This window comes from Nostoc sp. (genome assembly GCF_036917315.1).
Lineage (GTDB): Bacteria > Cyanobacteriota > Cyanobacteriia > Cyanobacteriales > Nostocaceae > Nostoc.
In genome coordinates this window covers 26,553-42,070 of record NZ_JBALDR010000018.1, presented here as the reverse complement: position 1 = coordinate 42,070, position 15,518 = coordinate 26,553, and the positions used below count along the sequence as shown (strand labels likewise).

Annotated in this window: 13 protein-coding genes; 7 read left to right on the top strand and 6 right to left on the bottom strand. The window is 41.6% G+C overall.

The window, feature by feature from the left end; all coding sequences use genetic code 11:
• Positions 1-278 precede the first annotated feature (278 nt).
• Both V7K84_RS10335 and V7K84_RS10330 read left to right on the top strand, forming a co-directional pair.
• Positions 279-1,091, top strand: coding sequence for a response regulator (locus V7K84_RS10335; RefSeq protein ID WP_334837829.1), 813 nt, complete (start codon positions 279-281; stop codon positions 1,089-1,091).
• 645 nt (positions 1,092-1,736) lie between these two features.
• Entirely contained in the window at positions 1,737-2,408 is a 672-nt protein-coding gene (locus V7K84_RS10330; protein ID WP_334837921.1) for a sigma-70 family RNA polymerase sigma factor, read from the top strand.
• Positions 2,409-2,495: 87 nt separating this feature from the next.
• Here the strand turns inward: V7K84_RS10330 and V7K84_RS10325 are convergent, their stop codons facing one another.
• The 4 genes from V7K84_RS10325 to V7K84_RS10310 all read right to left on the bottom strand — a co-directional run bounded on the left by V7K84_RS10325 (position 2,496) and on the right by V7K84_RS10310 (position 6,493).
• Positions 2,496-2,702, bottom strand: a complete 207-nt coding sequence (locus V7K84_RS10325) for a hypothetical protein (RefSeq protein ID WP_334837827.1) — start codon at positions 2,700-2,702, stop codon at positions 2,496-2,498.
• Between the two features lie 129 nt (positions 2,703-2,831).
• Positions 2,832-3,194, bottom strand: a complete 363-nt coding sequence (locus tag V7K84_RS10320; protein ID WP_334837825.1) for a hypothetical protein — start codon at positions 3,192-3,194, stop codon at positions 2,832-2,834.
• Positions 3,195-3,470: 276 nt separating this feature from the next.
• Complete coding sequence (locus tag V7K84_RS10315) at positions 3,471-5,045, bottom strand: AAA-like domain-containing protein (RefSeq protein WP_334837823.1); 1,575 nt, start codon at positions 5,043-5,045, stop codon at positions 3,471-3,473.
• A gap of 5 nt (positions 5,046-5,050) precedes the next feature.
• Positions 5,051-6,493: an AAA-like domain-containing protein gene (locus tag V7K84_RS10310; protein ID WP_334837822.1), complete on the bottom strand. Its 1,443-nt coding sequence runs from the start codon at positions 6,491-6,493 to the stop codon at positions 5,051-5,053.
• A 613-nt stretch (positions 6,494-7,106) separates the two neighbouring features.
• On the opposite strand from V7K84_RS10310, the gene V7K84_RS10305 reads away from it, so the two are divergent.
• From V7K84_RS10305 to V7K84_RS10295, 4 genes are all read left to right on the top strand, one after another.
• Entirely contained in the window at positions 7,107-9,611 is a 2,505-nt protein-coding gene (locus V7K84_RS10305) for a cadherin-like domain-containing protein (RefSeq protein ID WP_334837820.1), read from the top strand.
• Positions 9,612-9,775: 164 nt separating this feature from the next.
• Positions 9,776-9,898, top strand: coding sequence for a transposase-like zinc-binding domain-containing protein (locus V7K84_RS34250; protein ID WP_442940939.1), 123 nt, complete (start codon positions 9,776-9,778; stop codon positions 9,896-9,898).
• A gap of 2 nt (positions 9,899-9,900) precedes the next feature.
• The gene (locus tag V7K84_RS10300) at positions 9,901-10,158 is read left to right on the top strand and encodes a hypothetical protein (RefSeq protein ID WP_334837818.1); all 258 of its coding nucleotides are present in this window, start codon (positions 9,901-9,903) and stop codon (positions 10,156-10,158) included.
• Positions 10,159-10,243: 85 nt separating this feature from the next.
• Complete coding sequence (locus V7K84_RS10295) at positions 10,244-10,489, top strand: IS1 family transposase (protein WP_334837817.1); 246 nt, start codon at positions 10,244-10,246, stop codon at positions 10,487-10,489.
• A 189-nt stretch (positions 10,490-10,678) separates the two neighbouring features.
• On the opposite strand, the gene V7K84_RS10290 is transcribed toward V7K84_RS10295, so the two are convergent.
• On the bottom strand, positions 10,679-12,181 hold the full coding sequence (locus V7K84_RS10290; protein ID WP_334837816.1) for an HlyD family efflux transporter periplasmic adaptor subunit: 1,503 nt from the start codon (positions 12,179-12,181) through the stop codon (positions 10,679-10,681).
• A gap of 127 nt (positions 12,182-12,308) precedes the next feature.
• Between V7K84_RS10290 and V7K84_RS10285 the strand changes: the two genes are divergently transcribed.
• The gene (locus V7K84_RS10285) at positions 12,309-12,509 is read left to right on the top strand and encodes a hypothetical protein (RefSeq protein WP_334837815.1); all 201 of its coding nucleotides are present in this window, start codon (positions 12,309-12,311) and stop codon (positions 12,507-12,509) included.
• 14 nt (positions 12,510-12,523) lie between these two features.
• Here V7K84_RS10285 and V7K84_RS10280 read toward each other — a convergent pair whose 3' ends face one another.
• Complete coding sequence (locus tag V7K84_RS10280) at positions 12,524-15,460, bottom strand: peptidase domain-containing ABC transporter (RefSeq protein ID WP_334837813.1); 2,937 nt, start codon at positions 15,458-15,460, stop codon at positions 12,524-12,526.
• Between the last annotated feature and the right edge of the window lie 58 nt (positions 15,461-15,518).

The following is a 15,518-nucleotide window of genomic DNA, read 5'->3' as shown; positions in this document are numbered from 1 at the left end:
AGAATAAGAAAGTGGGGGATTGATATGATGTCCGCTTGATTACTTATTAAACGCATCTGGCGTGTGGGGTGCAATGACTGGAGAAATCATAACTAATTAGCCAGATTTGATATGAGATTCGCCACTAATCAAACATCACTAAATCTTCGTGTCGTGAATGAACCAAAAGATTTGGTGGGGATCTTAAACCGATTCATTCACCAGTCGGACTCCAATTAAATTTTGAATTCTGATTTATGACTCTTGAATTCTTTTTTAAAAAATTAGTTCTAATAAATATGGATAACCATCAAGTTCAGCTAACAAAAGCAAATATTCTTGTTGTTGATGATACACCCGACAATCTGCGACTTTTATCCGCTATGCTAACTCAGGTTGGCTATGAAATTCGGAGAGTAATTAACGGACAAACGGCTTTGAAAACAGCACAAGCTGCGCCACCTGATTTAATTTTGCTTGACATCATGATGCCAGAAATGAATGGTTATGAAGTGTGTCAACATTTGAAAGCCTCAGAGAAAACCCGCGACATCCCGGTAATTTTTATTAGCGCTTTAGATGAAGTTTTTGACAAAGTTAAAGCTTTTGCAGTCGGGGGTGTGGATTATATTACCAAACCTTTTAGTGAAGAAGAGGTTTTTGCCCGTGTAGAAAATAACTTGACTATCCGAAGGTTGCAAAAACAACTGACCCAGCAAAATATACTTTTGCAGCAGGAAATTAGCGATCGCCAAAAAGCCGAGTCAGAACTACGCCTCAGTCAGTTTTATCTAGATAAATTTAAGGATTCTATCTTTTTTGTCAATTCGGATGCCCAGCTTGTTTACGTGAATGAAGCCGCCTGTCGTCATCTTGGCTACTCCCGCGCACAATTGCTGACCATGACTGTTTACGATATAAATCCAAATTTTTCGACGGTTGCTTGGCGATCGCACTGGGAAGAAGTTAGACAAAAAGGCTCTCTCACTTTTAAGTCTAGTCAACAAACTCAAGATGGTCACGACATAGCCGTAGAAATAACTGTCAATTATCTGGAGTTAAACGGACAGGAGTACCATTGTGCTAGTGTCCGCGATATCACCTCCTGCTAACACAGGTGGGAAAAGATTTTTTCTGACGTTACTGACATTTTTTACATAACTTAATAAAACTTTGACGGCAAAATCCTGACAAATTATGACTTTTTCATACTGTTAAAAGTGAGTAATTCACTTAAGTTAAAGGTATGGTCAAAGTAAACTTCAATCCAAAATCTTAAGAACGTCTAATAAGTAGAGGCAGAAGCGAAAACCCAACAGCAACAAGTTCTTCTGGTTTGAATTTTACATTTAATTATGTCCTCCTACTGAGTTGATTATGTAGATTGAGTGGAGTCGGTGAGCAAAAGGGTATTGCCCATTGCAACCATACTGTTATTACCTCTTATATCTGACAGATAATGACAGCATCAAAAATCAAGCAAAGAGCAGCTTTAGTACTATATCAAGCCTGCAAAGTATGCTCAAAAAAGAAACTTGAGGAAAGAAAATAAGATGCGAAAAAATACTATAGACCAAGATTATATACCCCCGAAAGAAGCAATTCATCGCTGTATTCAGGCATCTGAGCAAAGTAACATCGATAGCATTGCTATTGAAACTGATGAGGTAAGCAAGAACTCTTTGTCTGTAAAAGATATTACTACTGATTTAGACATTCAGAGTCATTCACTACCAGTAAATCAGGAAGATCGGCATCTGTTACTTAAAACTTCAGTTAAGAAGAATCTAAATGAACAGCTAGCATCCTTAGTTATCCAAGCCCGTAGACATCCAGCTGGAAGCCCTCAACGTCAGAAGTTGCTCACGCAAATCATTCGTTTGACACAAGGTAAACTCTGGAAGGAAAATACTCCCTACTATCAAGACGCACTGCAACAAACTTGGTTGTATTTCTGCCGCAATGTTTGTGATGGTACAACAGGTCAAGCCTATGACTCCACTCAAGGTAGTGTGATTAATTGGCTAGATGCTTACCTAAAACGCAGACTACAAGACTTTTATCTCAACCAAAACTGGGAAAAAGCCACAACAGTCTCCTTTAGGGTTCATCAGTCTAAGTCGGGTGAGATTGGTGAAACTATTGACCCGATAGATAATATACCAGCTACCCCCCAAGCGGCTCCCATTTTGGAAAACCTGGAGATATGGGTGGAGACAGACTCGGATATGGAACTACGTAGTACTCACATTAAAAAGCGTCCAGACGTAAATTGTCAGGTATTAATTCTCAAACGCTTACCCCCGGAAGTTAGCTGGAAAGAATTATCTAAAGAATTTGGGCTGTCAATTGCGACACTAAGCAGTTTCTATCAACGCCAGTGTCTACCACGCTTGCGGAAATTTGCTGAGGTAGAGGGTTTATTCTAAATGCTATTTGGGCATGAACAAATAAGTACTAGTAGCGTACTCTCTCTCAAAAAACCTTCTAATAATGTCCGTTGCAAAGCTGATACTTTAATAAAGTATCGACTTAAATAAAATACCAATAATTAGACCAACTATTCCAGCAATCAAGCCGGCACAAAAGAAGTAGAAAAACAATTCCAAACTTGCCTGAATATTTGGGGTATATCTGAAATAAAATATTGCCCAAATCGCTCCAAGCATTCCTAAAATTCCTGTTGGAATCGTTACGATTGCTATGACACTTTGAGTTATCATTTATATATGTATAGTATTATGAACCGTAAAAGTTTCTAGTTAAACACATAACAGAAACAACTTGAATTCGACAAAAAATCAAAAAATACGCACCAATAGAGCTAAAAACACGTATTTATCCAGAACGGATTATGAATAAAATCTGATGAAAATCAATCCTCCTAAAACTACTCCTTCAATAATGCCTATAATCCAGAAAATTGAAATCCAAATAACCCAACTGGCGCTTTCAGAGCTAAAAATGAAATCACCTGAAAATTCCTCAAATCCCGTCGAACTACCTAAATGACCAATAAAAGCACCAACTATTCCACCAATCAATCCTCCCAAAAATGAGTAGAAAAATAACTTGAGAGTTACTTGAATATTTTGGCTATACAGTAGATAAATTATTGCCCAGAGCAATCCTATGATTGCTGAGATTACTACTGGTACTATTATATAAAAAATTATCCCTTTTATCCTCTCAAAGAACCTTATAATAATGTCCATACCAAATCTGATACTTTACTAACCTACAATCGTCTGAAATAAAAAACCAATAATTAGACCAACTATTCCAGCAATCAAATCGGCACAAAAGAAGTAGAAAAACAATTCAAAACTTGCTTGAATATTTTGGGTTGCGCTCCGCTCCACCCAACCTACGTCTACTTCTAATGCACTATTTTGCGTAGACAGTCCACTACGTGCATTTCAAAAATCAAATACTAGTCCTATATCATAAATGTAATTTTATTTGGGTTGCAGATATAATCGTTGTCATACTCATGGGTCATGTAGTAATTGCTTTGAGGTCAATGAACAGTGCTTTTTATACTCGAAAGTCACCATCCCCAATCCTAAAACAACTATTAATGCCCAACCGAATGCGCCGAGAAAAAATAATCTTTGAAATCTAGCTGCTTTTTGCTCTTGAACTAATCTAGCTTTGACTTCTTTAGTTCGTTCTGCTTCTAACCATGTCTCAACTTCTCGCCGATCGCATTCTTGGCTAGCTGCTAAAAACTGATAATCTAAATCACTCAAGCTTTTGCCTTGTGACCAAGCTAAAGCCTCATGTAAAGCTGTGCCGCGTAATAGTCGGGAATTATCACTGTGTCCTGAGATTACCCAAGCGTTGAATGCTTGGGAGTAGGGTCGTAATTTTGCTAATTGTTTTTCTACCCAAGTTTGGTTAAAAACCTCTTCATAAATCCGATTTTTTACTATTAGTTGCCCTTGCTGCTTGGTTACTAACCCCGATAACAGCAGTTCTATTTGTTCTTCTCCATCATCACTAGCTATCTGAATCCCTTGTAAAATTTGCTGGTAAAGTCCTAGTAAACCTCCAGCACGCTGTTCATTTATTAGCAAGCGATCGCGGATTGTTTTCAAATGCTCTGGATCGTCTTTTGCCTCCCATTTCTCAATAATATGGGTTTGCACTAGTTTTTCTAAAATCAACAAGGGAAATTGGTAATAAAAATTTATCAGATGTTGATTAATAATCGGTAAATGGTTATCCAATTTATAACGTTCATCAACTTCTATGCTTCTGTGTTCTTCAACATTTTTGCTTCCACAGGTTCTTTCTTGCACTACTATATTACATAGCTTTTGAGTCAAAAATGGCTGCCCATTTGTCCAAGCTAAAATTTCTTTGAGAACTGCCATCGGATTAGCAACTTTACTTTCTAAACCTGCCGCTAATGGCTGAACTTCCGATAAATTAAAGCCGTGCAGTTCAATAGATTTACCAATATTAAATGGGGTACAGTTGCGATCGGCAATCAAATCTGAAGGGGTTGCGACTCCGAACAGCGCCCAAGTTAGACGGTTATATTCTGGATTTTCGGCTCGTTGATTGTAGCACGAGCGAATTAAAGTAAAAAAATCAACTACCGGAAAATTTAAACCTAAAACACTATCAATTTCATCAATAAAAATAAATATTTTTTCAGTTTTTAGTTCAACTAACAAAATGTCTTCAACAAACTGGCTCAATCGCTGTAATGCAGGTAAATCTTCACGTTCCAACCACCAGGATTTTATATTAACTTTGCTAAAGAGATTAAAGCTCCTTAATAAGTCAACTACTATGCCCTTATACCATTGAGCAGGAGTAATATTACCGTTACCAATCCGAGTCATATCGATAGAAGCACAACTGTAGCCTGCTTGTTCTAATTTATGCCTTGTTTGTAACCGCAAGCTAGATTTACCCATCTGTCGGGAACTAAATACATAACAAAATTCACCTTGAATTAAAGCATTATAAAGTTCAAAGTCAGCCTCCCTTTCTACATAGCTAGGAGCATCGACTTTGAGACTACCGCCAATTTGATATTCGTATTTATTCATAGCGTTTAAGTTAATTGCTCTCGGAAATACAGCTGATATAATTCACAGCTAGGCATTGCCTGATTTCCTTCAAGTTTTACCAGACCCATACTTTCTAATTTATAGGCAGCGATAGCTTCTAGTTGTACACTTGTGGGAGAGGTCACTACCCGTTTGAGTGCGATCGCAAGTTCTGGATGTTCTTGGAGATTGGCTAGATGATGGCGTAAATAGTTGCTATAAATGCCGGCAATTGTGGGAGCCTCTTGTAATAGCTGCTCTAGGGTTACTGTTTGATTTCCCAGGTTATAAAGAGCCAGACGAGCTAAATAAGGATGACCGCCAATCATTGCTCGTAGCGGAGCCAGCTTTTCCAATCCTTTCTCACCTTTAGCCCAATCCAATCCATGACGCACTGCCAAATCTTGCATCTGCTCTAAACTAAATTCTGGTAACTTAATCGGCAGTCCCACATTGAAAGGTGATTGATTAATATCTAATGGGATATAAGCTTCCGTGGCATGAACTACTACTAATCGCAGTTTTTGCCAGATTTCTAATTCGGAAGCATCTTCATACCAAGAACGCAGTAGCGGCAAAAAATCCCTAGAGATTTCTGGATACTCAAAAATTCGATTCACTTCATCCAAAGCTAAGACTACCGGAGCGTCGATTTTCTCCAGCAAATACTCCTGTAAATACAATGTGCAGCTAACTTTGCTACCAATATCCTCATCCCAATAATCATCCAGTCTAATTTCTAGGTTCAACTGCCGACTGACGTTAGCACAAAACCAGCGTAAGAATTTTTCCAAGCTAGTGAAAACTTGACTATCTGCCCTTTGTAAACCAATCTGTACAGTGTGTACCCCAGTCTGTTTGGCATGAGTAAGAATTCTGTGCATTAGGGATGTTTTTCCCATTTTGCTGGGGGCTTTGATTCTGATTAGGCTTCCAGGTTTATTGATTTCGGTATAGGTGCGTTCTTCAATTGGCGGACGCTCTATGTAAAAAAAGGAATTTAGGGGCACTGAGCCACCAGGATTTTCTAAAAAGTCGGGATTAGAGACTGGGCTTTTTCTCTCGTCTTGCTTTTCGATTACCAAAGAAGACGCTGATATTCCATCTTTGGCTTTGCTTGTTGGCTGAGACTGTCTCAAGACTGCTGGCACAGGTTGTAGTTTTTCTGAAATAACGCTATTTTGCGTAGGCAAAGCCCGCTGGAGGCTTCGCCGTCTCAATACTGAGCGAAAATTACTTTTTGTCACCTCTTCCCCGAAAGCTTGTGAAAGTAGCTTCCATAACTTGGAACCAACATCTTTTATATAATTGGCATCATAACCACAGCTTTCGGCGATATCTGGATAAGTTTGTCCTTCCCAAGCTTGACGAAATATTATTTCCTGAACATCACTTAAGCCATGTTCAAGGAATGTATCTAGAATTACTAATGCTTCTTCTATATTCATTTGTAAAAATAATAAAGTTAGTTTTAAATAAGACTTTAGCGGAATTTTTCATATTTTTTTGTTTATTTACTTAAATTTAAACAGTAAGCTTCATGAATGTGCAATCCAATTACTCTGAGATTCTCCCTTACTTTTAGCAGGCGATGTTTGACGACAAGCTGCTCGGGTCTACGCAATACAAAGCATAATTTTTATCTTTGATTTTGAAATAAACTGCAACGCCTGGAGCATCTGGTTTCTTGTGACGGCGGTGGTAGATTTATTAATGGAAATTGCCTAAGTGAGACGATTTCAACCAGGATTTGAAAAACTTTTCGATCTACTGAAACTGATATTGGGCGGTTAAAAGCAAGATAACCGCAGCTATTTGGATAAATTAAGATAAAGATTTTATGAAAATGGTCGTAAATCTTTAAAATAACACTATTATCTCTGAAATAGCGTTTGTCGGCGCTACTAAAATTTTCTGTATTCGTGTGTAGTATGGCTGAGGGCTTAAATTGCTAATAGGGTATCAATGGACGCTTTATTCCCACAGGGGAGGGTTGATGGATAGAAAGTATTTGTGTCCAGACAGTTTATATGCTCTTATTTTTACCTGGGGGAACTTAGAATGACAACTAATGCTAATGCAATATTCGTTTACAATGCAACCGAATTCCTAGTTGATAACTTAGCTGATGCGGACATTGTAGTAAACACTACAAACCAACGGGACGAAATAATCACAGATACGTTAATATTTAATGGTTCGCCAGCAGAGATAACACTGCTGGGGGGCAACGACTACCTCTCAACAGAGCTTATCGTGGGTTCGTTTGGCGGCAACGGCTTCACGACTATAGACCTCGGTGACGGTGATGATACATTTTTATTTTCAAACAAACTTTTAGATACCCTACCAGGTGGGCTATCCGTTGTCGGTGGTGGCGGTAATGACACGCTCTCAATCTCTGCTAATTTCAATAGTAACATCATACCAACCACTCTCTCCGTGAATTTAGGTGACGGCAACGACACCTTATCTTTAGTAGGCTTCTCTAATACGTCAGGAGCGGTTACGGTCACGGGCGGGCAGGGCATTGACACACTTACTCTGACGGGTCGTCCGAGTGACTATGGGTTCGCAAACCAGAACTTGTCGTATCCTGATGGTCAAGCGATCGCCCTGACAGGTCTTGGTATTTCTTATAATGTGTCTGGTGTTGAGCAGATATCGTTCCAGTTTCCGAATAATAGTGCTCCAACCGGCGTACCCACTGGCATATTAAGCGACACTGCCGAAGATACGGCAATCACAATTCAAGCCTCTAAATTATTAGCCGGGTTCAGTGATGCGGATGGGAACACCCTCTCAGTTGTTAACTTGACTGCCACCAATGGTGGATTAGTCAACAACAATAATGGAACGTATACTTTCACCCCAACTGCCAACTTTAATGGTAGTGTCACCCTTACCTACGGGGTCACAGATGGCATTGCAACTTTAGCAAATCAAACCCGCACTTTCTCAGTCACCCCTGTTAACGATGCCCCCACCGGGACACCCGCTGCCACATTAAGCAACACTGCCGAAGATACGGCAATCACAATTCAAGCCTCTAAATTATTAGTCGGGTTTAGTGATGTGGATGGGAATACCCTCTCAGTTGCTAACTTGACTGCCACCAATGGTGGATTAGTCAACAACAATAATGGGACGTATACCTTCACCCCAACTGCCAACTTTAATGGTACTGTCACCCTCACCTACGGGGTCACAGATGGTACTGCAACTTTAGCAAATCAAACCCGCACTTTCTCAGTCACCCCTGTTAACGATGCCCCCGCCGGGACACCCACTACCACATTAAGCAACGCTGCTGAAGATACGGCTATAACTATCCTTCCCTCAAACTTATTAGCTGGGTTCAGTGATGCGGATGGGAATACCCTCTCAGTTGTTAACTTGACTGCCACCAATGGTGGATTAGTCAACAACAATAATGGGACGTATACTTTCACCCCAACTGCCAACTTTAATGGTAGTGTCACCCTTACCTACGGGGTCACAGATGGCATTGCAACTTTAGCAAATCAAACCCGCACTTTCTCAGTCACCCCTGTTAACGATGCCCCCACCGGGACACCCACTGCCACATTAAGCAACACTGCTGAAGATACGGCTATAACTATCCTTCCCTCAAACTTATTAGCTGGGTTCAGTGATGTGGATGGGAATACCCTCTCAGTTGTTAACTTGACTGCCACCAATGGTGGATTAGTCAACAACAATAATGGGACGTATACCTTCACCCCAACTGTCAACTTTAATGGTAGTGTCACCCTTACCTACGGCGTCACAGATGGTACTGCAACTTTAGCAAATCAAACCCGCACTTTCTCAGTCACCCCTGTTAACGATGCCCCAACGGCCACCGGAGAAACCCTTTCCACCAGCCAGAACACTGCTGTTAGTGTAGATGTGAGCGACAATCTCAGCGATCCCGATGACAATGGTCTAGTCGGTGCAACGCTCAACGTCACCAATGCATCCAATGGCACTACCAGCATCGATCAAGATACGCAACTGATCACCTTTACCCCTAATGCAGGGTTTTCGGGCACAGCCTCCTTCAAGTACACTGTCATCGATGGCGGAGGACTCAAATCTGATGAAGCTACGGTCATTGTGGAAGTCGGTAGTGTCCAATCCACTAGCAACAAAGATCAATCTCTGACCGGGAATGAAGGGAATGATTACATCTCCTCTGGCAACGGCAAAGATACAATTTTTGGTCTGGGCGGCAAGGACACTCTACTGGGCAATAATGGCGCAGATAGAATCGATGGGGGTAATGGCGATGACTTGCTTGATGGCGGCAATGGCTCAGACTTGCTAACGGGCGGAGCCGGAAGCGATCGCTTTGTGCTGAAAGCCAATTCCGGCGGCGACACCATCACCGACTTTACCGATACGGTCGATCGCCTCGCCCTCTCAGGTGGCTTGACCTTTGGGCAACTGACCATTACCTCCAGCAACGCTAACACCCTGATCCAGCTAGGGACAACCACCCTGGCAACCTTAACCAGGGTCGATGCCAACCTGATTTCCATAGCAGATTTCGTCACCCTTTAGACCACTGATACTTCCATGCAATCGCTCTTCCATGACTGGAGGGGCAATCGGTTTTTGGCGTTGAGTTGGGCGCGGTTGCAGAACCGAAGCGGCGTTCTTTGACACCGTAGGCTAATAAGATATCCGGCGTTGCATAATAGAGGGATGAATTGAGGTTATCTACTGTGCAATGTCCATACTGTGAGTCTACGGAAATCCGGAAGAATGGAAAGCGAAGAGGTAAACAAAATCACATCTGTACTAACTGCGAAGTGCTGACGCCCCGCTCCGCTAACGCCAATTTATAGATGTGTACAATCCGCCGAAAGGATATTCAGAGGAGGTGAAACAAGAATGTTTAAAAATGTACCTGAACGGCATGGGTTTTCGCGGGATTGAGCGAGTTAAAGGAGTGCATCATACTACCATCATTTATTGGGTCAAAAAATTAGGAGAAAAACTTCCAGACGTGCCAAAAGAAGATATCATTCCAGAAGTTGGAGAACTGGATGAATTAGAGACATTCATCGGGTCAAAAAAAACAAAATTTGGCTTTGGACAGCAGTAAATCACTTTACTCAGGGTATTTTAGCCTGGGTTTTAGGAGACCATAGTGCTGAAACGTTTGAGCCATTATGGGAAATTGTTAAACATTGGAAGAGCTATTTTTATGTGACAGATGGCTTATTGTTTACCCAAGTTTTATCCCCAATGGAGACCAAATTGTGAGTAAAACATATATGACTAGAGTTGAAGGCGAAAATACCCGCTTGCGTCACTATTTAGCACGACTACACCGCAAAACATTGTGTTACTCAAAGTCAGTAGATATGCTGAAATACTCAATTCGATTATTACTTCATTATTTGAAGTATTGGGAAATACCCGTATTGAATTAAATCATCCCGCATTTATGCAACGCCAGATATCCTAACGTCTTCATCTTTGGTTTGCCCAAACTCCCCATTTCTTCTAGTAGACTCTGTAGAATTACATATAGCTATCGTTCCAGTGCTTGTTTGTTGTAATCAGCATCTAAGTGAATCGATGGCTTTCTTGTGGATTGGCTCAATTAAAAGTTAGTATGTTCAGCGCAGAGACTTTAAGCTTTCAGTTTTTTGCACTAAGAAATCAGTGAAGATACTCATAATTGTGCGCTGACGTAATTTCACATTAGCATTAATGGACATCCCTGATTGCAATGGAACTTGACGCTGATTAATCAGTAACTTTTGCCCATGTAGGCGGACTTTTGCTGAGAAGCGCCAGAAATTATAAACTTGGTCTGGAGGTAAGGCATCAGAGCCAATCTCAACTAGTTCGCCTTTGATATCACCATACTCTTGGAAGGGAAAGGAATCAATTCTCACATCCACTTGTTGCCCTTCTTTGACAAAGCCGATGTCGCGGTTGGTGATGTAGACGTTAGCAACCAAGTTACCATTAGGAACGAGTTTCAGTAGGGGTTCGCTGGAATTAACTACAAATCCTGCTGTTTTGGCTTTGAGTTCAAAGACGGTTCCATCTACGGGTGCAGTAATTTTTTGATATTTTAGGGTTTGTTCTGCCTGAGTTAACTTACTATCAATTTCTCCAATCTGACTATTAATTTCATAGAGGCGTTTCTGATTATCTACAATTACCTTAGTTAATTGGCTGTCAATTCCGGCAATGTTTTTGTCATTATCTGTAATTTTGGCTAGTAAGTCTTCTTGAGACACAGCCGCAGTATTGCGAAATTTTTGATTTGATTGTGCGATCGCTAATTGTAATCGCTGCTGTTCCCGATTCAATCGGATCACTTCTGCTTGTTTGCTGCTGACATCCTGTTGTTGTTTCAAGTACTGCACTTGGGAAATCGCCCCCTGCTGCGCTAGAGGTTCAAACTTGCGGAGAATTTGTTGATTAATTGTCAGCAACTCTTTAGCGCTACTTAATTCCGCCTGAGTCTGGAAAAATTGCTGTTGTGTCTGTCCCGTTTCTAAATTAGCTGTGGCTAAACGCGATTCTAATTCTATTTGGCGATTTCGCAAGCGTAACTGTTGCTCTCTTGTGAGAATATTTCCAGCAGTCGCACCGTTTAACTGTGTCCGGTACAACTGGTTTTCGGCAATAATCGCGGCTCGGCTTTTGGTCAAAAAGGCTAGTTCTGGTTTAATTTTCAACAGAGCGGTTTGCTGTGCCACTTCCTGTAGTGATATGTTCCCTTGAAGCTGACGGCGATAGAAATCATTTTCTTGCTCTAGCGCCTGTTTCGCCAGCAATTGAGCTGCCCGACTTTGTTTTAATGATGTTAACTCCGCCTCAGAAGAAGTTTTTTCTAAGGTAACGAGTGTTTCACCTTTTTTGACTCGCTGACCATCTTTGACTAGAATCTCATTGACAACACCATGAACCGGAGCCTGAATTTCTTTGACTGCACCCTGTGGTTCTAGCTTGCCAGTAGCATGAATTGATTCATCAATTTGGAAGACTGAAGCCCAGATTACCGTAAAGGTGCTAACTCCGATAATAGTCCAGGCGATCGCTCGCGACCAAGTAGGGGTTTGTTGTAAAAGTACTGGTTGATCGAATTTATATTGAATATTCATAATAAATGGGGAATGGGGCATTGGGCATTAGGGAGTGCAGAGAGACGCGATGAATCGCGTCTGTACAAGAGTTAGGAGTGCTAAGGTTAAAGTTCCTAGTTGAGAAGCTCAACATTCAAGTAAAAAGGTGCAACTTCCGAGTTTAAAGGCTCAACGTTTGAGCAAAAAGGCTCAACTTCCGAGTTCAGAAGCTCAACGTTCAACCAAAAAGGCTCAACTTCCGAGTTCAAAGGCTCAACTTCCGAGTTCAAAGGCTGAAGTATCGAGTTTTAAGCTTGAAGTTTCATTATTTAAAGTTGAAGCAATAGTATTTACTGCTGACAAATGACAAATGACTAATGACTACACTTTCGCTTCCTGTTGCTGATACAGACAGTAGTAATAACCTTTGAGCGCCATCAATTCTTCATGAGTTCCCTGTTCTACCACAGCACCTCCATCCATCATCAAAATGACATCGGCATGGCGGATTGTGCTGAGGCGGTGAGTAATGAAAAACACTGTTTTATCTCGAAAAGCTGATGCTAAGTTACGGCAAACTTGGGCTTCGGCATTGTAATCTAAAGCGCTAGTAGCTTCATCCAAAATCAGTAATTGCGGGTTTTGCAAGACAGTACGAGCGATCGCTACTCGTTGGCGTTGTCCTCCAGAAAGCCCCGAACCTCGCTCGCCGACACGGGTGTTATAGCCATTGGGCAAAGACATAATAAAGTCGTGGGCAAACGCTACCTTGGCAGCATTAATAATTTCTTCATCGCTAGCATCAGGATATCCCAAGGCAATGTTTTCGCGGATTGTGCCATCGAAGAGTAAGGTATCTTGTAACACCATCCCAATTTGACGGCGTAAGGAATAAAGTTCTACCTTGCTGATATCATAGTCATCAATCAAGATTTTGCCGGACTTGGGTTCGTAAAGTCTGGGTAATAATTTTAGCAGTGTGCTTTTACCGGAACCGCTTTGACCAACAATTCCCACAAAGGAGCCAGCAGGAAAATCTAAGTTAATATTGCATAGTTGCAATGGCCCGTGTTCCGCGAAACTGAAGCTGAGATTTTCAAAGCGGACACTACCTTGAACGCTGGGCATAAGGATATTTTGACAGTTACCGATTTCTACTTCTTGGGGAGTGTCTAAAATATCAGCAAGGCGTTGCAGAGATAGAGCGGTTTCTTGGAAGTTCTGCCAAAGTTGCATTAGGCGCAACAAGGGACTGGTGACATAACCAGCCAGAATGCGGAAAGCGATGAGTTGTCCCAAGGTTAGGTGCTGATTGAGGACGAGAAAAGCTCCCACCCACAGCACTAACATACTAGAAAACTTGTTGAGAAAACTGCTAACAGAACCGGCAGTAGTTTGGGTAGAGACTGTTTTGAAACCTGCGCTAATATAACGAGCATAGCGTTCTTGCCATTGCCAACGCGATCGCATTTCTAAATTTTGCGCCTTGACTGTCTGCATTCCCCCCATCACTTCCACTAAATAAGATTGCGTCTCGGCATTGCACTCAGCTTTTTCTTGCAATTGTCGGCGCATCACAGGTGATACCATCAAGTTGAGCAAGCCAAACAGCGGTACTGTTGCCAAAGCAACTAATGTCAACACCGGGCTGTAAATCGCCATCACTACAATGTAGACCACTGAAAATACAGCATCCATCACCACAGTTAAAGCTGTACCAGTTAAAAAAGAACGGATATTTTCTAGTTCGTGAATTCGCGTTGCCAATTCTCCTACAGGACGGCGTTCAAAGTAAGATAATGGCAGACGCAACAGGTGATTAATCACCTCAGAACCAAGGGCGAGGTCAATTCGGTTAGTGGTATCTGTAAATAAATGAGTGCGGATACTGGTGAGTATTGCTTCGATGACTGCTACTACTAGCAAAAAGATGCCAAAAACTTCCAGGGTATCAGGACTGTTGCCAACCAATACTTTATCAATAATCACCTGTGTGGCGAGAGGATTTACCAGCCCAAACAGTTGAATAACAATCGAAGCAACTAGTACTTCAATTAACACCTTGCGATAGCGCCGCAGTGAGGGTACAAACCAACTCAAACTAAACCGCGCCTTGGGAGTATTTTTGGTGGTTTGCAGCAGCAGGACTTCTCCTTCAGCCCCCCAGTTTTCCGCAAAGTCTCGGAGTTTGTAACGCAGTAGTCCCATCTCTGGAACGGCAATGAGTAACTCTCGATCGCTATTTTTGTAAATAATTGCAAAACTATCTTGCCAAGAAATCATTACTGGTAATTGCAAGCGTCCGACTGCGGCGGCGGGAACTTTTACCATCTGTGTTGTCAACCCCATCAACTCAGCAGCGGCGGCGCAAAATTGCAGAGATATAACGCCTTTCTGTTCGTGCTGCTTGGTCAACACTCGCTGCAATGTATCTCTGCGCCAGGAGATGTTAAAGTATTGGCTCAACATCTGGAAGCAAGCGAGTGTCGCATCCAGCGGTCCTCTACCTTTGATATAAGGAAACTTCTTTTGTTTGCCCTTAGCTGCTGGTGCTTCTGTGACAATTTCTGAGGCGTAGGGAATCTCTGCGGGTAAGAGTGTTTTTGGTGTAGGCGCGAGATTTTCTCCAAGTATTGATTTGGGCAATCCCACCAGACGCATATTTGTATTAAATTTCAGCTTGGGATTGAGTTCATCCAACTCTAAGCGACTCCCCACAGGAAACTCAGCATCAAAATTACTGCTGACTAACCACAAAAATTCTGAATCCAACTGCTGGCGGAAAACTTTGCGTGCAGGAATTGTTTGGACGATCGCAACTTCAGTTGTAGCTTGGGCAAGCTTAACTAAATTCGTGCGACCATCTGCGCGACGGCTGAGTTCTTCGGTAAGCAGTTCATGCACCTCTAAGAGAGTAATCTCATTTTGCAAGGCGCGGACAAAAGCCTCTTCTTGCTTGAGTAAAGTTAAAAAACCAGCAATAGGTAGATTAATAGCGATAACTTCAGTAGAAGCGATCGCAGTTTCACAAGCAATACCCCGCATATAACTTACCCAACCCAAAACCTCTCCTTGTGAGATTAACTTCAGTGTCGCCGGATTTTGTCCTTGGGAATTGTAGGTTAATAAACGCGCTTGTCCTTGGTAAATAATGCTAATCCAATTGGGCATAGCTTCCCTGGTTACTATTACCTGCCCGATGCGATAACGACAAAATTGCACCTTGTCGAGCAAATTTTCTAAAACATTTGCTGGCAGATAATTAAAAGGAAATAAATCGGTAATATATTCTTGAATATCAACAGTTGTATTTGTCATAATCTTCTACACCCTATTTTGATGATTTATAAGTCAATACGCTTGGGTTAAGCCTCTT

Coding starts and splice junctions, on each gene's coding strand:
- V7K84_RS10335 (WP_334837829.1), top strand. CDS start 279: ATGGATAACCATCAAGTTCAGCTAACAAAAGCAAATATTCTTGTTGTT.
- V7K84_RS10325 (WP_334837827.1), bottom strand. CDS start 2,702: ATGATAACTCAAAGTGTCATAGCAATCGTAACGATTCCAACAGGAATT.
- V7K84_RS10320 (WP_334837825.1), bottom strand. CDS start 3,194: ATGGACATTATTATAAGGTTCTTTGAGAGGATAAAAGGGATAATTTTT.
- V7K84_RS10315 (WP_334837823.1), bottom strand. CDS start 5,045: ATGAATAAATACGAATATCAAATTGGCGGTAGTCTCAAAGTCGATGCT.
- V7K84_RS10310 (WP_334837822.1), bottom strand. CDS start 6,493: ATGAATATAGAAGAAGCATTAGTAATTCTAGATACATTCCTTGAACAT.
- V7K84_RS10305 (WP_334837820.1), top strand. CDS start 7,107: ATGACAACTAATGCTAATGCAATATTCGTTTACAATGCAACCGAATTC.
- V7K84_RS10290 (WP_334837816.1), bottom strand. CDS start 12,181: ATGAATATTCAATATAAATTCGATCAACCAGTACTTTTACAACAAACC.
- V7K84_RS10280 (WP_334837813.1), bottom strand. CDS start 15,460: ATGACAAATACAACTGTTGATATTCAAGAATATATTACCGATTTATTT.